A 17,421-nucleotide genomic window follows, 5' to 3' on the forward strand; every position below is an offset into this window, starting at 1 on the left:
AATGATAAAAAACCCCCGACAGGCGGGGGTTATGGGAGAAAGCTTAACGGTGGGCGGTCAGCCGTTCGCCTCTTTCACATCGCGAATTCTGTCCTGATATTCACGCAGCTTCTGCGGCGTCATCATACGGCGCTGATCGTCCAGCACCACGCCGCCGACTTCATCGGCGATATGCTGCGCCGACTGCAGCATCAGTTTGAAGTTTTGCAGTTCATCGCCAAACCCAGGCACCTGCATAAAGATGGTGATGCCCGGCGTGGTGAAATCGGTCATGGTTTCCGGATCAAACGAGCCCGGTTTAACCATGTTGGCCAGGCTGAACAGCACCGGGCCGCTGCCGTCCGGGCTCAGATGGCGATGGAAAATATTCATGTCGCCAAATTTAAAACCGGCCTGCTGAATGCTGTTGAACAGCACATCGCCATTAAGCTGGCTGCCCGCGTGGGCCGCGACGTTCATAATGATCACGGTTTCTTTCGGCTGCGGTTTTTCCGGGGCGCTCACGGGCGCGGGTTCGGAAACCGGCTCTGGCTGCGGCGCAGGCTCAGCGACCGGCTGCGGCGCGGGTTGACGCATGGCGGGCTGTTGCGGCGCATGCTGCGACTGTTGCGGTGCATGCTGCGGCGCGGTCTGGCGAACCGGCTGCGGCTGTTGCGGCTGATGCAGTGGCGCTTCAGGCGCTTCTCTGTACGCAGCCTCTGGCTCCGGCTCGATCGGCTCGCGAACAGGCTGACGCGGCTGAGAAGGCGCGTAAGGCGGCTGATAGTTATGCTGAGGCTGGCGAGCAGGCGCGCTTTCCGGCGCCGGCGCGCTGCGGCGCACGCGAACTTCGCCAACGCCGTCGTCATCCGGCTCATCGACGTCGTCTTCGTCTTCATCCTCATCGCGCTTCGATTTCATGCGCTTCATCGGACGATCGCGGAACATAGAAGAACGCTCCTTACGGCTGGTCCACAGACCGTGCACCAGTAAGGCGATTATGGCGATCGCGCCAACAATGATTAATATCAGACGCAAATCCTGCATCATTATATTCTCTGTTGTTCTAACACCTTGCCATGACGGCAAACATTTACTCACTAAGAGTATTTGCCCATTACGGCAAGTGCAAGTGCGCGCTCGGTTTTCCGGACAGAAAGATGAAAGAAATCGTGCTTTTTGCTGTTTTTTCGACCATTTCTCGGGTGGCGCAAATTTCCCTCTCGGTTAAGATAACCGGGCCCCGGTTCGGGGAGGCTAATAAGGAGCTTTGCGGAACTATGGTTTCAAACACAGGCGCGGGTTCGCGCAGCGGTCTGTACTACCTTTCGGAGGGATTCAGGCTGATAAGCCAGCCGGGTATCCGGCGCTTCGTGATCCTTCCCCTGCTGGTCAATTTCCTGCTGATGGGCGGCGCGTTCTGGTGGCTGTTTACCCGCCTCGATAACTGGATACCGCAATTAATGTCCCATGTGCCAGACTGGCTGCAATGGCTTAACTATTTGCTCTGGCCACTCGCGGTTATCTCCATCGTTCTCGTTTTCGGCTATTTCTTTTCAACGGTGGCCAACTGGATAGCCGCCCCGTTCAACGGCCTGCTGGCGGAACAGCTGGAGGCCCGCCTCACCGGCGCCACGCCGCCGGATACCGGTATTTTCGGCATCATGAAAGATTTGCCGCGCATCATGAAGCGCGAATGGCAAAAGCTCGCCTGGTATCTGCCCCGCGCGCTGGTACTGCTGCTGCTCTACTTTATTCCCGGAATCGGCCAGACCCTCGCGCCGGTGCTGTGGTTCCTTTTTAGCGCCTGGATGCTCTCAATCCAGTATTGCGACTACCCGTTCGATAACCATAAAGTGCCGTTTAAAACCATGCGCGCGGCGCTGCGCGAGCGTAAAGGCTTAAATATGCAGTTCGGCGCGCTGGTGAGCCTCTTTACGCTGGTGCCGGTGCTGAATCTCGCGATCATGCCCGTGGCGGTCTGCGGCGCAACGGCGATGTGGGTGGATTGCTATCGCGGCAAACACGCCAGCTGGCGCTAGTCCGGCTGGCATATAACCGGGCTTATTCCATACTATTAAGCATTATTTCGCATGGGCATAACGATATACGAAATCCTTACTTCCTCAGGCGCGTTGAGCGGGTATGCTGGTGCGGTTCCCAAATTTCATACAGTTAAGGACGGGCTATGAGCAAGATTTTTGAAGACAACTCGTTGACTATTGGCCATACGCCGCTGGTTCGACTGAACCGCATCGGTAACGGACGCATTCTCGCGAAGGTGGAGTCACGTAACCCAAGCTTCAGCGTTAAGTGCCGTATCGGTGCCAATATGATTTGGGATGCGGAAAAGCGCGGCGTGCTAAAGCCGGGCGTTGAGCTGGTCGAGCCGACCAGCGGCAATACCGGTATTGCGCTGGCGTATGTCGCCGCCGCCCGTGGTTATAAGCTGACGCTGACCATGCCGGAAACCATGAGCGTTGAGCGCCGTAAATTGCTGAAAGCGCTGGGCGCGAATCTGGTGCTGACCGAAGGCGCTAAAGGCATGAAAGGCGCCATCCAGAAAGCCGAAGAAATTGTCGCGAGCGATCCGTCGAAATATCTGCTGTTGCAGCAGTTCAGCAACCCGGCTAACCCGGAAATTCATGAAAAAACCACCGGCCCGGAAATCTGGGAAGATACCGACGGCCAGGTTGATGTGTTTATCGCAGGCGTCGGTACTGGCGGCACGCTGACCGGCGTGAGCCGCTATATCAAGAACACCAAAGGGAAAACCGAACTGATTACCGTCGCGGTTGAGCCGACGGATTCGCCGGTGATCGCCCAGGCTATCGCAGGTCAGGAGCTGAAACCAGGCCCGCATAAAATTCAGGGTATTGGCGCAGGCTTCATTCCAGGCAACCTGGATCTGAAACTGATTGATAAGGTTATTGGCATCACCAACGAAGAGGCTATCTCGACCGCGCGCCGCCTGATGGAAGAAGAAGGCATTCTGGCGGGGATCTCTTCCGGCGCCGCCGTTGCCGCCGCGCTCAAACTTCAGGAAGATGAGACCTTTACCAATAAGAACATTGTGGTTATCCTGCCGTCTTCGGGTGAGCGCTATTTAAGCACCGCGCTGTTTGCCGATCTCTTCACTGAGAAAGAATTGCAACAGTGATGCCAGATTGTTAAATATGCGCAAAAAAGCACCCAAAGGGGTGCTTTTTTGTGGCATGCATCAAACTTTTGCCTTGTATGGCATTGCTTGGATCGACCGGGTCTGGTATTTAACCAGCAATTATTTCGATGCGTGAAATTAATCCCGAGGCGAATTGATGTGTGCTGAATCGATTTAACGATTTGGTCATGCTACTTCGTTCGCGTCATAATGATTAATGACGAGCGAAACGCGAGCCGCATGGAACAAGATGCCATGCGCTTTTCGTGATTCTGGCATCCGTGCTGCGTTCCGTTACGCCGGCGCTAACTATACAGGCTAAAGTCCCGCCGCCAGGCTAGACTTTAGTTCCACAACACTAAACCTATAAGTTGGGGAAATACAATGTTCCAGCAAGAAGTGACTATTACCGCTCCGAACGGTCTGCATACCCGCCCTGCTGCTCAGTTTGTAAAAGAAGCCAAAGGCTTCACCTCCGAGATCACTGTGACTTCCAACGGCAAAAGTGCCAGCGCAAAAAGCCTGTTTAAACTGCAGACTCTGGGCCTGACTCAGGGTACCGTTGTGACCATCTCCGCGGAAGGCGAAGATGAGCAGAAAGCAGTAGAGCATCTGGTAAAACTGATGGCTGAACTCGAGTAAGTTCCGGGTTCTTATTAAAATCAGTCACAAGTAAGGTAGGGTTATGATTTCAGGCATTTTAGCGTCTCCGGGTATCGCTTTCGGCAAAGCACTGCTGCTGAAAGAGGATGAAATTGTCATCGACCGGAAAAAAATTTCTGCCGATAAGGTTGATCAGGAAGTTGAACGTTTCCTGAGTGGTCGCGCCAAAGCCTCCGCTCAGCTGGAAGCTATCAAGATCAAGGCCGGCGAAACTTTCGGTGAAGAAAAGGAAGCTATCTTCGAAGGCCACATCATGTTGCTGGAAGATGAAGAGCTGGAGCAGGAAATCATAGCCCTGATTAAAGATAAGCACATCACTGCCGACGCGGCAGCGCATGAGGTTATCGAAGGTCAGGCGACCGCCCTGGAAGAGCTGGACGATGAATACCTGAAAGAACGCGCCGCTGACGTGCGCGACATCGGTAAACGTCTGCTGCGCAACATTCTGGGCCTGGCCATTATCGATTTAAGCTCCATTCAGGATGAAGTTATTCTGGTGGCAGCCGATTTGACCCCGTCGGAAACCGCACAGCTGAACCTGAAAAAGGTGCTGGGCTTTATTACCGATCTGGGCGGCCGTACCTCCCACACCTCTATCATGGCGCGCTCCCTTGAGCTGCCAGCGATTGTGGGCACCGGCAGCGTCACCACTCAGGTGAAAAACGACGACTACCTGATCCTCGATGCGGTTAACAATAAAGTCTACGTTAACCCGACGAACGAAGAGATCGAATCGCTGCGCGCGATTCAGACCCAGGTCGCCGAAGAAAAAGCAGAGCTTGCGAAGCTCAAAGATCTGCCGGCCATCACCCTTGACGGCCACCAGGTTGAAGTCTGCGCGAACATCGGTACCGTGCGCGATGTGGCAGGTGCCGAGCGTAACGGCGCTGAAGGCGTAGGCCTCTACCGTACCGAATTCCTGTTCATGGATCGCGACTCCCTGCCGACGGAAGAAGAGCAGTTCCAGGCGTATAAAGCTGTCGCTGAAGCGTGCGGCTCGCAGGCGGTTATCGTGCGTACCATGGACATCGGCGGCGACAAAGAGCTGCCGTACATGAACTTCCCGAAAGAAGAAAACCCGTTCCTTGGCTGGCGTGCAATCCGTATCGCCATGGATCGTAAAGAGATCCTGCGCGATCAGCTGCGTGCTATCCTGCGCGCCTCCGCGTTCGGCAAACTGCGCATTATGTTCCCGATGATTATTTCGGTTGAAGAAGTGCGCGCGCTGAAAAAAGAGATCGACGTTTTCAAACAAGAATTGCGTGACGAAGGCAAAGCTTTCGACGAAACGATTGAAATCGGCGTTATGGTGGAAACTCCGGCGGCCGCGACTATCGCGCGCCACCTCGCCAAAGAAGTGGATTTCTTCAGTATTGGTACCAACGATCTGACGCAGTACACCCTGGCGGTTGACCGCGGTAATGATATGATATCGCATCTTTACCAGCCGATGTCGCCGTCTGTCCTGAACCTCATCAAGCAAGTTATTGATGCATCTCATGCTGAAGGTAAGTGGACCGGCATGTGTGGTGAGCTTGCTGGCGACGAACGTGCTACACTTCTGTTGCTGGGGATGGGTCTGGATGAATTCAGTATGAGTGCCATTTCTATCCCGCGCATTAAGAAGATTATCCGTAACACGAACTTCGAAGATGCGAAGGTTTTAGCAGAGCAGGCTCTTGCTCAACCGACAACGGACGAGTTAATGACGCTGGTTAACAAGTTCATTGAAGAAAAAACAATCTGCTAATCCACGAGATGCGGCCCAAATTACTGCTTAGGAGAGAAGGCTAATGGGGTTATTTAGTAAACTGTTCGGTGATAAAGGCAATAGCGACACCGGAACCATTGAGATCGTTGCTCCACTGTCCGGTGAAATCGTTAACATCGAAGATGTGCCGGATGTAGTGTTCGCAGAGAAAATCGTTGGTGATGGCATCGCTATCAAACCGACCGGTAACAAAATGGTTGCGCCGGTTGATGGCACCATCGGTAAGATTTTCGAAACTAACCACGCTTTCTCTATCGAGTCGGACAGCGGCATCGAACTGTTCGTTCACTTCGGTATTGATACCGTTGAGCTGAAAGGCGAAGGCTTTAAGCGCATCGCTGAAGAAGGCCAGCGCGTGAAGAAAGGCGATCCGGTTATCGAATTCGATCTGCCGCTGCTGGAAGAGAAAGCAAAATCCACGCTGACGCCGGTGGTTATTTCCAATATGGACGAAATCAAAGAGCTGACCAAGCTTTCTGGTAGCGTGACCGTCGGTGAAACGCCGGTAATCCGTATCAAGAAATAAGACCGACTCGTGTACAAAAATGGCGCCGCAAGGCGCCATTTTTTTTATCCCCAACACGGGCCACGAACGCCGGACCATGCGCCGCCGGCGTTTCCTCTGCCTGTTCCTGACCGCACGGCTGCTAACGGGCTGGATGCGTTACACCACAAGACGCGGCGGCTGAAATCCCGCGAGAAATCTGAACCGGCGGGCGCACGCCCGCCGTTATCGCGTTAGATGCCCGCGCCCTGGCTGTAGCTGTTCTCTTCGCTAAAGATGCCTGTAGAGAGATAACGGTCGCCCCTGTCGCAGATAATCGCCACCACGACAGCGCCCGGATTCGCGCGCGCCACGCGCAGCGCGCCGCATACCGCGCCGCCGGAACTGACGCCGCAGAAAATACCTTCTTTGCGCGCCAGGTCACGCATCGTGTTTTCCGCATCACGGTGATGAATATCCAGCACCTCGTCCACCAGCGACGCGTCAAAAATTCCCGGCAGATATTCTGCAGGCCAGCGGCGGATGCCCGGAATACTGCTGCCCTCTTCCGGCTGTAGCCCGACCACGGTCACCGGTTTTGTCTGCTCGCGCAAAAAGCGGCTGACGCCGGTGATCGTGCCGGTCGTGCCCATGCTGGAGACGAAATGGGTAAGCCGCCCGTCAGTCTGGCGCCAGATCTCAGGGCCGGTGGTCGTGTAGTGCGCCCAGGGATTATCCGGGTTGTTGAACTGATCGAGAATAATGCCTTCGCCACGCTTCGCCATCTCTGCGGCGAGATCGCGAGCGCCTTCCATGCCCTGCTCGCGGCTCACCAGCACCAGCTTCGCGCCATACGCCTGCATCGCCGCCTTGCGCTCCATGCTCATGTTATCGGGCATCAGCAGCGTCATGCGATACCCTTTAACGGCGGCGATCATCGCCAGCGCAATGCCGGTATTGCCGCTGGTGGCTTCAATCAGCGTGTCGCCAGGTTTGATGTCGCCACGCGCCTCGGCGCGGGCAATCATCGCCAGCGCCGCCCTGTCCTTGACGGAGCCCGCCGGGTTATTGCCTTCGAGTTTGACCCAGATTTCGCTGCCGTTGTCCGGCGCCAGGCGCTGGAGCTTTACCAGCGGTGTGTTGCCGATGGTGTGTTCGAGTGTATTCACGATGTTTACTCAATAAAAAAGCCGGGTATCGCTTCGCTTACCCGGCCTAAAAAATGCGGTGATAACTGTCGGCACGGCAAGCGTAGCGCCACCGGGCGATAAACCTGCGCAATAAGCTATCAGGCAGACTTCGCCAGAGCAATATTCTCGCGCGTCTCGATACGCTCATTACCGTGGTAAATGCGTGCATGCTGCAGGCCGACAAACAGCCTTTCCCCGCGCTGCGGTACGTAATCCTCACGCAGCACCACGCTGAGCGGTTCGTCATACCAGCCCTGCGGCTGCACCACCAGTTGCATATAGTGGCCTTTCGGGCTCACTTCCAGCACATGCACCGGCAGCGGCGAATCAAGACTCGTGCGGCGGCTCACGTCCACTTCCCAGGGGCGTAAGAAAAGATCCACCGGCCCCTGATAGGCAGGCGTAAAGCCAAGCGGCCAGCGATGCGCGCCGACGTGGAACTGTCCGCCGCGCACGGTGCCTTTGAGGCGATTCACTTCGCCTAAAAACTCCAGCACGAAGCGGGTCGCCGGCTCACGCCACACCTGCTCCGGCGCGTCGGCCTGTTCGATATCGCCCTGGCTCATCACCACCACGCGGTCGGCCACTTCCATCGCCTCTTCCTGGTCGTGGGTCACGAAGACGCTGGTGAATTTCAGCTCTTCATGCAGTTGACGCAGCCAGCGTCTGAGCTCTTTACGCACCTGGGCGTCGAGCGCGCCGAAGGGTTCATCCAGCAGCAGAATTTGCGGTTCAACCGCGAGCGCACGCGCCAGCGCCACGCGCTGTTTCTGGCCGCCTGAAAGCTGCGCCGGGTAGCGGTCAGCCAGATGCGCCAGTTGTACCATCTCTAAAAGTTGCGTCACCTTTTGTTTAATTGCGGCCGCGTTCGGACGCTCGCGACGCGGCAGAACGGTCAGGCCGAACGCGATGTTGTCGAACACTGTCATATGGCGGAACAGCGCGTAGTGCTGGAACACAAAGCCCACTTTACGCTCGCGCGCGTGCAGACGGCTGACGTCCGTACCGTGAAAGCGGATCTGCCCGCTGGTCTGGTGTTCAAGCCCGGCGATAATGCGCAGCAGCGTGGTTTTCCCGGAGCCGGACGGCCCCAACAGCGCCACCATCTGGCCGGAAGGGATATCCAGAGAGATATCATTCAGCACCTGGGTGCGACCAAAAGATTTCTTAATATTGGCAATCTCAATGCTCATGATTTCCCTCCTGTTGCACGCGTTTTTCCTGGTTATGCAGGCGCCATTGCAACGCACTCTTTAAAAACAGGGTCAGAATCGCCATCAGCGTCAGCAGCGCGGCGGCGGTAAATGCGCCGACGGTGTTGTAGTCCTGCTCCAGCAGCTCAATCTGTAACGGCAGCGAGAGCGTCTCGCCGCGGATAGAGCCGGAGACCACCGACACCGCGCCGAATTCGCCGATGGCGCGGGCGTTGGTCAGCACCACGCCGTAGAGCAGCGCCCAGCGAATATTCGGCAGCGTCACGCGGCGGAACATCTGCCAGCCCGAAGCGCCAAGCAAAATCGCCGCCTCATCCTCATGGCTGCCCTGGCTTAACATCACCGGCACCAGTTCGCGCACGACGAACGGACAGGTCACAAATATCGTTACCAGCGCCATGCCGGGCCAGGCGAACATAATCTGCATATCATGCGCGTCCAGCCAGCCGCCAAGCGGGCCGTTGGAGCCGTAAAACAGCAGATAGACCAGCCCCGCCACCACGGGCGAGACGGCAAAAGGAATGTCCAGCAGCGTCAGCAGCAACTGACGGCCAGGGAAGTTAAAGCGCGTCACCAGCCAGGCCAGCAGCGTGCCGAACACCAGATTCACCGGCACGGTAATCAGCGCGATCAGCACCGTCAACCAGATGGCGTGCAGCATATCCGGGTTAGCGATATTCTCCAGCACCGGCATCAGGCCGTCGGAAAAGGCTTTGGCGAAGATGTAAATCATCGGCACCACGAGAATAAATGCCGACAGCAGCATCCCGATGCCGATAAGCAGCCATTTACCCCAGTTTATGCGCGCCTCTGCGCGCGCCTGCGTCATCATCGTCATCAGTGTCCCACCACCCTGCGTCCAAACCGGCTTTGCAGCGTGTTAATCGCAAACAAGAGCAGCAGCGACGCGGCCAGGATAACCGAGGCGATAGCGCTCGCGGCCGGGTAGTCGAACTCCTGCAAACGTACAAAAATCATCAGCGAGGTCACTTCGGTTTTCCAGGCGATATTGCCCGCGATAAAAATCACCGCGCCAAACTCACCAAGGCTGCGGGTAAACGAGAGCGCCACGCCCGCCAGCAGCGCGGGTGAAAGCTCCGGCAGCACCACTTTGCGAAAGCTTTGCAGACGCGTGGCGCCTAACGTTTCCGCCGCCTCTTCGTACTCCGGGCCCAGCTCTTCGAGCACCGGCTGAACGGTACGCACCACAAAAGGAATGCTGGTAAACGCCATCGCCACCGCGATGCCAATCCAGGTATAGGTCACTTTGATATCAAACTTCGCCAGCCACTCGCCGTAGAAGCCGTTCACTGAGAACAGCGAGGCGAGCGTCAGGCCAGCCACGGCGGTCGGCAGCGCGAATGGCAGATCCATCAGCGCGTCGAGCAGCGTGCGGCCCGGAAAACGGTAGCGGGTTAAAATCCAGGCCATCAGCAGGCCGAACGCGCCGTTAAAAATTGAGGCCACGGCCGCCGAGAGCAGCGTGACTTTATATGCCGCCACGACCTGCGGGCTGGAAATCACCTCCCAGTACTGCGCCCAGCTCATCTGGGACACCTGCATCACCAGCGCGCTCAGCGGCAGCAGCAGGACAAGACAGACAAACAACAAACTGGTGCCAAGGCTTAAGGTAAACCCCGGCAGCACGCGTTTAGACACAGCAAACATCACTTACGCCCCGCCGCCACCAGCTTGTCAAACTCACCGCCGCTGGAGAAATGGGTTTTCATCACGTCCGGCCATTTGCCGAAAGCGTCTTCCACGCGGAACAGCTCGGTTTGCGGGAATTTGTCTTTCAGCGATGCCATCACCTGCGGGTTATTCACGCGGTAGTAATAGCTGGTGATAATCTGCTGAGCCTGTGGGCTGTAGAGCCAGTTGAGGTAGGCTTTGGCCGCTTTTTCCGTGCCGTTGGCCTTCACGTTTTTATCCACCCACGCCACCGGGAATTCCGCCAGGATATTCACCTTCGGCACGACCACTTCGTAGCCGTCTTTGGCGTACTGGTTACGGATGTTATTCACTTCCGATTCAAAACTAATCAGCACGTCGCCGAGCCCGCGATCCACAAACGTGGTGGTCGCCCCGCGACCGCCGGTGTCGAACACCTCAACGTTTTTCAGGAACTGGGTCATAAACTGCTGGGTTTTGGCTTTATCGCCGCCGTCGGCTTTATCCGCCGCGCCCCAGGCCGCCAGGTAGGTATAGCGCGCGTTGCCGGAGGTTTTCGGGTTCGGGAAAATCAGCTTCACGTCCGGGCGCACCAGATCGCTCCAGTCGTGAATGTTTTTCGGGTTCCCTTTACGGACCAGGAACGCCATGGTGGAGTAGAACGGCGAGCTATTGTTCGGCAGACGCGCCTGCCAGTCGGCCGGGATCAGATTGCCTTTGTCATGCAGGATCTGAACGTCGGTCACCTGGTTATAAGTTACAACGTCTGCTTTTAAGCCCTGTAAAATCGCGAGCGCCTGCTTTGAGGAGCCTGCGTGAGACTGTTTGATCGTCAGCTTATCGCCGTTGTTATCCTTCGCCCACTGCTGTTCGAATGGCGGGTTCAGGGCAGCGAACAGCTCGCGCGAAACATCATAAGAGCTGTTAAGCAGTTCAGTCGCCTGCGCGGAACCTGCCATCAGCAGAGAAATCGCCAGCGCGCCCCATGCTTTTTTCACTGATTTCACGGCCATTTTGCACCTTATAAATGTGATAACGATCGAGCCATCAGTGTATTTATACGGGTGGGAAAGCTATACCGCTTTTATATACCGTTTAGTGATTTGCAAGCGCAAAAGGATATAAGACGAAAGGTGTGGCGGCGCGGCCCGCAAGGCCGCGCGTGAAGGGGATCAGAGGCTCAGCAGACGGGTCAGCGACGGGGCGAAATAGTAGCCGCCGGTCACCGGACGGGTGAAGCGCAGCATAGCGTCGCGCTTGCCGTCGGTGTCGCCAAACATGCTCAGCAGTTGCTGCTCAATGTTATAAAGACGCGCGCAGTAGGCGCAGAAGTAGAGGCCATGCGCGCCGCTGACGGTGCCGTAAGGCAGGCTCTGGCGCACAATCTTCAGGCCTTTGCCGTCCTCTTTCAGATCAACGCGAGAAAGATGTGACGTAACAGGACGCGCGTCGCCGTCAATCTCTTCGTTAGCGGCTTTGGTGCGCCCAATCATCATCTCCTGATCCGGCACGCTCATACGGTTGAGCTGTTTTAAGTTATGCTCCCAGCGCTGGACGAATACGTAGCTGCCGCCCGCGTCGATGCCATCCTGAATCACCGCCACCTCGCGACGCGTCTCTTCGCCCGCCGGGTTTTCAGTGCCGTCGACAAAGCCGCTCAGATCGCGATCTTCCACCCAGCGAAAACCGTGGGTTTCTTCTTCGATGTTCAGCGCGTCGCCGAACGCTTCCAGCGCCGCCTGGGCGACCGAGAAATTGACATCGTGGCGCAGCGAGAGAATGTGGATCAACACGTCGTGCTGGGTCGCGGGCGCAAGCCCTTTACCGAGCGGCGCAAAGTCTTTCAGCTCCGCCGCGCTGTCATCTTTCGTCAGCGCCCGCCAAAGGGTGTGGCCGAACGCCACGACGACGCCGAGATTCGCCTCGGGAAACTGCGCCTGAAAGGTCGCTACTTTATCGGCGAAAATTTTGCTCGCCGCGCGCAGCGACTCGCGCTGGCTTTCATCAACGCTCGCCTCAAGCCAGATAGCCGCGCGACAATGCTCCGGCAAAATGCCGCTTTGAACCACAGACATCACTCCTCCTGATAAACCGCTGCCACCGGGGTGGCAAAACCGGGCATATTGTACCCGATTTCACGGCTCAGGCGTTGCGTTTACGCAAGACTCAGCGGCGCCAGATAATCTTTTTCAGCGTCCAGCCTTTGAGAGCGTCATCCGGCGGCACCAGCTCCTGCGGGCCGCGCCAGTCGCCGCTGAACACATAGCTGACGTGCTCGCTGCCGGGCGCCTTACATTCCACGCCCGCGTCATCCGGCGCGCTGGCTTTCTGACAGGCGCCCTGGGCTTTTTTATAGAGATCGCCAAACGGGGTGCCGATCTCTACGCCGTTGTCGGTGGGTATCGCTTTATCCAGCACGTCGATGCGGCTCACCGTGCCGTTTTCGCCGTCAATGACCAGCGCCAGCTGGTTCTCTTTCATCGCTTCGAAATAGCGCACAATGGTGCCGCCGCTGGCGCGCATCCCGCTGCGCAGGCGATAGTCGTCGCCCAGGGCCTCGCTTATCGCCGCTTCCTGGAGCGGCGTATCGGCAGTGATATCGCCGACGCCCTTTTCCGTCACTTCCAGCGACGATCCCCACCCGTCAAACCAGTGCCACGGCGCCGCCTTTGACCAGTTAACGTCAGAGAGCGTCGAGCACCCGCCCAGTAGCAGCGACGTTCCACACAGCAGCAGAGGCAATTTCTTCATCACGGTTCCTTATTCAGTCGACAATGTCTCGTTGGAGCGCAAAGACGGCAAAAAGTGCCGTTCAGGGCTGCGGCGTTTCAAAACAGGCGCGCAGGCGACGATGCGAGGCCAGCAGCCACAGCGCCCAGGCGTCCAGCGCCAGCAGGGCCAGGGCGATGCCGCCCGGCGTATCGCGCCAGAGCAGCAGCGCCTGCGATAGCAGCATCACGGCCTGCGTCAGCATCAACACGTAACGCGCGTTGCGCCACAGGCGCGGATAGTCATGCCGCCGCCCGCTTAATAAAAACGTCAGCATCGCGGGCATGCCTGCCGCAAGGCCCAGCCAGAAGCTCTGACGGTCGGGGTAAAAAAGACCCAGCAATGCCTCGCCCTGCCCGCGCGACGCGCCCGCCAGCACAAACAGCGCCCAGGTGCGCGCCTGCAATAACAGCACCGCCCAGAACAGCACCGGGAGCTTCAGCCAGCCGCGGTTATCATAATCGGAAGGTAAAAACATGTATAAGTCCTGGACTATGCCCGCATCGGGTCCAGAATTATGTATCGTCTTATCCGACGAAGAAAGGTCTTCGTCGTACGTAACCCAAGGAGATGGAAATGAAAAAACAGCTTATTGCTCTGTGTATCGCCGCTTCAGCACTGTCCGCAACGCCTGTTATGGCGCAGAAAGGCGGTTTCTCAGGCCCGGATAGCAGCGCCAGCGCGACAGCCACCAGTAAAGGCGGTTTCCAGGGGCCGGACGCCGCAAGCACAACCGTCAGCGAAGCGAAGAACCTGCGCGACGACGCGTGGGTGGTGCTGGAAGGCAACATCGTGCGCAAGATGGGCAAAGAGCTTTATGAGTTCCGCGACGCCAGCGGCACCGTCAACGTAGACATCGACGACCACGTCTGGAACGGCGTGACCATCACGCCGAAAGACAAAGTGCGCATCGAAGGTGAAGTGGATAAAGACTGGAATTCCGTCGAAATCGACGTGAAGAAAATCAACAAAGGCTAAACGCCTGGCTCACCCGGCTACGGCCGGGTGAGCGGTTATCAGTACTCCTGATCCTCGATAAGCCGTTTGCCAAGGCTAATTACATCCTGATGTTCATAGCCCAGCCGCTCGTACATGCCGAGCACGACGTCGTTTTCTTCGCGGATCTGGATATTGATTTTCGGGCAGCCGCGCGCGATGAGCTTTTTCTCCAGCCGGTTTAAGAGCGCGTTCGCAATGCCGCGCCCGCGAAACTCCGGGTGAACGCCCAGGTAATACGCTGAACCGCGATGGCCGTCATAGCCGCCCATGATGGAGCCGACGATTTCGCCGCTCACTTCCGCCACCAGGAAAAGATCGGGGTCATGGTTAAGTTTACGTTCGATATCCATTTCAGGATCGTTCCACGAACGCAGCAGATCGCAGCGCTCCCACAGGGTGATGACTTCTTCAAAGTCGGCCTGGCGAAAAACGCGTATCTCCATGGTATTCCCCGTCTTTTATGGCGTAAAAACCCCGATTATGGCGCTACCGACGCCAATAGCCAATATCTCCGGCAAAAGTTCGTTGAAAATGGCATACTGATGAATCATCACGCCCTGAAATGAATAGTAAAACTTTTGTTGCAACAGGGTGTCGTTCCACCCCGTTACGCCAGGTTATAACACTCCAGGACAGTAAAATCAGAAGTCAGGACGCATGAGCACTTTCAAACCCTTAAAAAAACTCACCTCGCGACGTCAGCTGCTGCGTACCGGCCTTGCCGCGCTGGCGCTGACCGGTCTTAATCAGGCGCTGGCGAAAGAAGAGAGCCCGGCGCTCAGCACGCGTAACAGCCACAGCAAACCAAAGGCGAAAAAAGCGGGCGCGCGCCGCCTGGTGATGCTAGATCCGGGCCACGGCGGCATCGATACCGGCGCTATCGGCCATAACGGCTCGAAAGAAAAACACGTCGTGCTCGCCATCGCGAAAAACGTGCGCGCCATTCTGCGCGCCCACGGCATCGACGCCAAACTGACGCGCAGCAACGACACCTTCATCCCGCTCTACGATCGCGTTGAAATCGCGCACAAGCACGGCGCGGATCTGTTTATGTCGATTCACGCCGACGGCTTTACCAGCCCCAGCGCCGCGGGCGCGTCGGTCTTCGCGCTCTCCAACCGCGGCGCCAGTAGCGCCATGGCGAAATATCTCTCCGAGCGCGAGAACGCCGCCGACGATGTGGCGGGCAGCAAGGTCAAAAATAAAGATCACTATCTGCAACAGGTGCTGTTCGATCTGGTGCAGACCGACACCATTAAAAATAGCCTGACGCTCGGCTCGCATATCCTGCGCCAGATTAAACCGGTTCACCGTCTGCACAGCCGTAACACGGAACAGGCGGCGTTCGTGGTGTTGAAATCGCCGTCGATCCCGTCCGTGCTGGTGGAAACCTCGTTTATCACCAACCCGCAGGAAGAAAAGCTGCTGGGCACGGCCGCTTTCCGCCAGAAGATAGCGACCGCCATCGCCAACGGGGTCATCAGCTATTTCAACTGGTTTGATAACCACAAAGCCCACTCGAAACGAGGCTAACGATGGCACCCGATATTCAGCGCGTAAAAGCTTTCCTGCTCGATTTACAGGACCGTATCTGCCAGCAACTGGCGGCGGTCGATGGCGACCATTTCGTCGAAGACGCCTGGCAGCGCGAAGGCGGCGGCGGCGGACGCAGCCGCGTGCTGCGCGACGGCGTGGTGTTTGAGCAGGCGGGCGTGAACTTCTCCCATGTGCATGGCGACGCCATGCCCGCGTCCGCCACGGCGCACCGCCCGGAGCTGGCAGGCCGCAGCTTTGAGGCGATGGGCGTGTCGCTGGTCGTGCATCCGCGCAACCCGTATGTGCCGACCAGCCACGCCAACGTGCGCTTTTTCATTGCCGAAAAACCGGGCGCCGATCCGGTCTGGTGGTTTGGCGGCGGCTTTGATTTAACGCCGTTTTACGGCTTTGAAGAGGACGCCGTGCACTGGCACCGCACCGCGCGGGATCTCTGCGCGCCTTTCGGCGATGACGTCTACCCGCGTTATAAAAAGTGGTGCGACGACTACTTCTATCTGAAGCATCGCCAGGAAGCGCGCGGCATCGGCGGGCTGTTCTTTGACGATCTGAACACGCCCGATTTCAACACCTGCTTTGCGTTTATGCAGGCGGTGGGCGACGGCTATCTCGAGGCTTATCTGCCCATCGTGGAGCGCCGTAAAGCGCTGCCCTGGGGCGAGCGCGAGCGCGAATTCCAGCTTTATCGTCGCGGCCGCTATGTAGAGTTCAACCTGGTGTGGGACCGCGGCACGCTGTTTGGCCTGCAAACCGGCGGGCGCACCGAGTCGATACTGATGTCGATGCCGCCGCTGGTGCGCTGGGAATATGGCTATCAGCCGGAAGAAAACAGCCCGGAAGCAGCGCTGTACCGCGATTTCCTGCCGGTGCGCGACTGGGTGAAATAACGCGGCGTCCGCCTCGCGCGGACGCCTTTTTTACCCGGCGAAACGCCCGTTCGCCACATCCTCCGGCGTCACCACGCCGCTGTCCAGCACCCAGCCGCTAATCAGCGCGGCGGGGGTCACGTCAAACGCCGGGTTATAGACGCGCGCGTCTTCCGGCGCCCACTGTACCGCGCCGAAGCTGCCCGCCACGCCGGTCACTTCCGCCGCTGCGCGCTGCTCAATCGGGATCGCCGCGCCGTTCGGGCACGCCGGATCGAGCGTGGTCTGCGGGGCCGCCACGTAAAACGGCACGTTGTGAAATTTCGCCAGTACGGCAAGCGAATAGGTGCCGATTTTATTCGCCACGTCGCCATTGGCCGCGATGCGATCCGCGCCCACCCAGACGGCGTCCACCTGCCCCTGCGCCATCAGGCTCGCCGCCATCGAATCGGTGATCAGCTGATACGGCACGCCAAGCTCGCCAAGCTCCCAGGCGGTTAAACGCCCGCCCTGCAACAGCGGCCGGGTTTCATCGACCCAGACGTTCGCCACTTTGCCCGCTTCATGCGCGCGCGCAATCACGCCCAGCGCCGTGCCGACGCCCGCCGTCGCCAGCCCGCCGGTATTGCAGTGGGTAAGCAGGCGGCTGCCCGGCGTCACGAGTTCACTCCCGGCGCGCGCGATGCGCTCGCACAGCTCGCGATCTTCCTGCACCAGGCGTAAGGCTTCCGCGCTCAGCGCCGCCACGAAATCCGGCTGCGTGAGCGCCTGTTTCATGCGGTCGAGATTGTTCATCAGGTTCACCGCCGTCGGGCGTGCCGCACGCAGTACTTCCAGCGCCTGGCCAAGCGCGTCGCGCGTCATGCCATGTTCGGCCAGCAATGCCAGCAACAGGCTTGCCGAAAGCCCAATCAACGGCGCGCCGCGCACCCGCAGCGCGTGAATGTGCCCCACCAGCGCCTCTGTATTATCGGCGGGCAGCCAGTTTTTCTGCTGCGGTAGCGCCTGCTGGTCGAGGATCCAGAGCTTGTTATCCACCACCCGCAGGCTGGTCGTCTGAAGTGTCTGCATGCGTTAAATCCTTGTTGCGTTAATGTGTTC

At 57.9% G+C, this 17,421-nt stretch carries 19 protein-coding genes; 8 read left to right on the plus strand and 11 right to left on the minus strand.

Features of this window, described 5'->3' with window-relative positions:
- Positions 1-57: 57 nt before the first annotated feature.
- Positions 58-1,029 carry a cell division protein ZipA gene (zipA, locus tag AFK65_RS14150; protein WP_038856605.1) on the minus strand — a complete coding sequence of 324 codons (972 nt, stop codon included), beginning with the start codon at positions 1,027-1,029 and terminating at the stop codon, positions 58-60.
- A 230-nt stretch (positions 1,030-1,259) separates the two neighbouring features.
- Between zipA and cysZ the strand changes: the two genes are divergently transcribed.
- The 5 genes from cysZ (at position 1,260) to crr (ending at position 6,099) form a co-directional block, all read left to right on the plus strand.
- Positions 1,260-2,021, plus strand: a complete 762-nt coding sequence (gene cysZ / locus AFK65_RS14155; protein WP_007700272.1) for a sulfate transporter CysZ — start codon at positions 1,260-1,262, stop codon at positions 2,019-2,021.
- 146 nt (positions 2,022-2,167) lie between these two features.
- Entirely contained in the window at positions 2,168-3,139 is a 972-nt protein-coding gene (gene cysK / locus AFK65_RS14160; RefSeq protein WP_004385844.1) for a cysteine synthase A, read from the plus strand.
- 384 nt (positions 3,140-3,523) lie between these two features.
- Positions 3,524-3,781: a phosphocarrier protein Hpr gene (gene ptsH, locus AFK65_RS14165; protein WP_000487600.1), complete on the plus strand. Its 258-nt coding sequence runs from the start codon at positions 3,524-3,526 to the stop codon at positions 3,779-3,781.
- A gap of 43 nt (positions 3,782-3,824) precedes the next feature.
- Positions 3,825-5,552, plus strand: coding sequence for a phosphoenolpyruvate-protein phosphotransferase PtsI (gene ptsI / locus AFK65_RS14170; protein WP_007700281.1), 1,728 nt, complete (start codon positions 3,825-3,827; stop codon positions 5,550-5,552).
- A gap of 43 nt (positions 5,553-5,595) precedes the next feature.
- On the plus strand, positions 5,596-6,099 hold the full coding sequence (gene crr / locus AFK65_RS14175; RefSeq protein ID WP_004385842.1) for a PTS glucose transporter subunit IIA: 504 nt from the start codon (positions 5,596-5,598) through the stop codon (positions 6,097-6,099).
- Between the two features lie 212 nt (positions 6,100-6,311).
- Here crr and cysM read toward each other — a convergent pair whose 3' ends face one another.
- The 8 genes from cysM to AFK65_RS14215 form a co-directional block, all read right to left on the minus strand.
- On the minus strand, positions 6,312-7,226 hold the full coding sequence (cysM, locus tag AFK65_RS14180) for a cysteine synthase CysM (protein WP_038856603.1): 915 nt from the start codon (positions 7,224-7,226) through the stop codon (positions 6,312-6,314).
- A 119-nt stretch (positions 7,227-7,345) separates the two neighbouring features.
- On the minus strand, positions 7,346-8,440 hold the full coding sequence (gene cysA / locus AFK65_RS14185; RefSeq protein ID WP_038856602.1) for a sulfate/thiosulfate ABC transporter ATP-binding protein CysA: 1,095 nt from the start codon (positions 8,438-8,440) through the stop codon (positions 7,346-7,348).
- The gene (gene cysW, locus AFK65_RS14190; protein WP_007700295.1) at positions 8,430-9,299 is read right to left on the minus strand and encodes a sulfate/thiosulfate ABC transporter permease CysW; all 870 of its coding nucleotides are present in this window, start codon (positions 9,297-9,299) and stop codon (positions 8,430-8,432) included. Before cysW ends, cysA begins: the two co-directional genes overlap by 11 nt.
- Positions 9,299-10,129, minus strand: coding sequence for a sulfate/thiosulfate ABC transporter permease CysT (gene cysT / locus AFK65_RS14195; RefSeq protein ID WP_007700297.1), 831 nt, complete (start codon positions 10,127-10,129; stop codon positions 9,299-9,301). Before cysT ends, cysW begins: the two co-directional genes overlap by 1 nt.
- Positions 10,129-11,145: a sulfate ABC transporter substrate-binding protein gene (locus AFK65_RS14200; RefSeq protein WP_007700300.1), complete on the minus strand. Its 1,017-nt coding sequence runs from the start codon at positions 11,143-11,145 to the stop codon at positions 10,129-10,131. The genes cysT and AFK65_RS14200 overlap by 1 nt, the downstream gene beginning before the upstream one ends.
- A 159-nt stretch (positions 11,146-11,304) precedes the next feature.
- On the minus strand, positions 11,305-12,207 hold the full coding sequence (locus tag AFK65_RS14205; RefSeq protein ID WP_007700303.1) for a Dyp-type peroxidase: 903 nt from the start codon (positions 12,205-12,207) through the stop codon (positions 11,305-11,307).
- A gap of 91 nt (positions 12,208-12,298) precedes the next feature.
- Complete coding sequence (locus AFK65_RS14210) at positions 12,299-12,883, minus strand: RpoE-regulated lipoprotein (protein ID WP_007700306.1); 585 nt, start codon at positions 12,881-12,883, stop codon at positions 12,299-12,301.
- A gap of 61 nt (positions 12,884-12,944) precedes the next feature.
- The gene (locus AFK65_RS14215) at positions 12,945-13,379 is read right to left on the minus strand and encodes a DUF2919 domain-containing protein (protein WP_007700309.1); all 435 of its coding nucleotides are present in this window, start codon (positions 13,377-13,379) and stop codon (positions 12,945-12,947) included.
- Between the two features lie 98 nt (positions 13,380-13,477).
- On the opposite strand from AFK65_RS14215, the gene AFK65_RS14220 reads away from it, so the two are divergent.
- Complete coding sequence (locus AFK65_RS14220; RefSeq protein ID WP_007700312.1) at positions 13,478-13,879, plus strand: YgiW/YdeI family stress tolerance OB fold protein; 402 nt, start codon at positions 13,478-13,480, stop codon at positions 13,877-13,879.
- Positions 13,880-13,917: 38 nt separating this feature from the next.
- Here AFK65_RS14220 and AFK65_RS14225 read toward each other — a convergent pair whose 3' ends face one another.
- Positions 13,918-14,343, minus strand: a complete 426-nt coding sequence (locus tag AFK65_RS14225; RefSeq protein WP_004388568.1) for a GNAT family acetyltransferase — start codon at positions 14,341-14,343, stop codon at positions 13,918-13,920.
- Between the two features lie 214 nt (positions 14,344-14,557).
- On the opposite strand from AFK65_RS14225, the gene amiA reads away from it, so the two are divergent.
- Both amiA and hemF read left to right on the plus strand, forming a co-directional pair.
- The gene (gene amiA / locus AFK65_RS14230; protein ID WP_004388567.1) at positions 14,558-15,433 is read left to right on the plus strand and encodes an N-acetylmuramoyl-L-alanine amidase AmiA; all 876 of its coding nucleotides are present in this window, start codon (positions 14,558-14,560) and stop codon (positions 15,431-15,433) included.
- A 2-nt stretch (positions 15,434-15,435) separates the two neighbouring features.
- The gene (hemF, locus tag AFK65_RS14235; protein WP_038856599.1) at positions 15,436-16,341 is read left to right on the plus strand and encodes an oxygen-dependent coproporphyrinogen oxidase; all 906 of its coding nucleotides are present in this window, start codon (positions 15,436-15,438) and stop codon (positions 16,339-16,341) included.
- A 30-nt stretch (positions 16,342-16,371) separates the two neighbouring features.
- On the opposite strand, the gene mtnA is transcribed toward hemF, so the two are convergent.
- Positions 16,372-17,391 carry an S-methyl-5-thioribose-1-phosphate isomerase gene (gene mtnA / locus AFK65_RS14240; RefSeq protein ID WP_038856597.1) on the minus strand — a complete coding sequence of 340 codons (1,020 nt, stop codon included), beginning with the start codon at positions 17,389-17,391 and terminating at the stop codon, positions 16,372-16,374.
- Positions 17,392-17,421: the final 30 nt, after the last annotated feature.

Source organism: Cronobacter universalis NCTC 9529 (assembly GCF_001277175.1).
In the GTDB taxonomy this organism is placed as follows: domain Bacteria; phylum Pseudomonadota; class Gammaproteobacteria; order Enterobacterales; family Enterobacteriaceae; genus Cronobacter; species Cronobacter universalis.

What these genes read in the sequence shown, in the direction of transcription:
- AFK65_RS14210 (WP_007700306.1), bottom strand. Translation starts at nt 12,883, where the DNA reads ATGAAGAAATTGCCTCTGCTGCTGTGTGGAACGTCGCTGCTACTGGGC.
- amiA (WP_004388567.1), top strand. Translation starts at nt 14,558, where the DNA reads ATGAGCACTTTCAAACCCTTAAAAAAACTCACCTCGCGACGTCAGCTG.
- cysK (WP_004385844.1), top strand. Translation starts at nt 2,168, where the DNA reads ATGAGCAAGATTTTTGAAGACAACTCGTTGACTATTGGCCATACGCCG.
- AFK65_RS14220 (WP_007700312.1), top strand. Translation starts at nt 13,478, where the DNA reads ATGAAAAAACAGCTTATTGCTCTGTGTATCGCCGCTTCAGCACTGTCC.
- zipA (WP_038856605.1), bottom strand. Translation starts at nt 1,029, where the DNA reads ATGATGCAGGATTTGCGTCTGATATTAATCATTGTTGGCGCGATCGCC.
- ptsH (WP_000487600.1), top strand. Translation starts at nt 3,524, where the DNA reads ATGTTCCAGCAAGAAGTGACTATTACCGCTCCGAACGGTCTGCATACC.
- mtnA (WP_038856597.1), bottom strand. Translation starts at nt 17,391, where the DNA reads ATGCAGACACTTCAGACGACCAGCCTGCGGGTGGTGGATAACAAGCTC.
- crr (WP_004385842.1), top strand. Translation starts at nt 5,596, where the DNA reads ATGGGGTTATTTAGTAAACTGTTCGGTGATAAAGGCAATAGCGACACC.
- cysW (WP_007700295.1), bottom strand. Translation starts at nt 9,299, where the DNA reads ATGACGATGATGACGCAGGCGCGCGCAGAGGCGCGCATAAACTGGGGT.
- cysZ (WP_007700272.1), top strand. Translation starts at nt 1,260, where the DNA reads ATGGTTTCAAACACAGGCGCGGGTTCGCGCAGCGGTCTGTACTACCTT.
- cysA (WP_038856602.1), bottom strand. Translation starts at nt 8,440, where the DNA reads ATGAGCATTGAGATTGCCAATATTAAGAAATCTTTTGGTCGCACCCAG.
- AFK65_RS14200 (WP_007700300.1), bottom strand. Translation starts at nt 11,145, where the DNA reads ATGGCCGTGAAATCAGTGAAAAAAGCATGGGGCGCGCTGGCGATTTCT.
- AFK65_RS14205 (WP_007700303.1), bottom strand. Translation starts at nt 12,207, where the DNA reads ATGTCTGTGGTTCAAAGCGGCATTTTGCCGGAGCATTGTCGCGCGGCT.
- hemF (WP_038856599.1), top strand. Translation starts at nt 15,436, where the DNA reads ATGGCACCCGATATTCAGCGCGTAAAAGCTTTCCTGCTCGATTTACAG.
- cysT (WP_007700297.1), bottom strand. Translation starts at nt 10,129, where the DNA reads ATGTTTGCTGTGTCTAAACGCGTGCTGCCGGGGTTTACCTTAAGCCTT.
- ptsI (WP_007700281.1), top strand. Translation starts at nt 3,825, where the DNA reads ATGATTTCAGGCATTTTAGCGTCTCCGGGTATCGCTTTCGGCAAAGCA.
- AFK65_RS14215 (WP_007700309.1), bottom strand. Translation starts at nt 13,379, where the DNA reads ATGTTTTTACCTTCCGATTATGATAACCGCGGCTGGCTGAAGCTCCCG.
- AFK65_RS14225 (WP_004388568.1), bottom strand. Translation starts at nt 14,343, where the DNA reads ATGGAGATACGCGTTTTTCGCCAGGCCGACTTTGAAGAAGTCATCACC.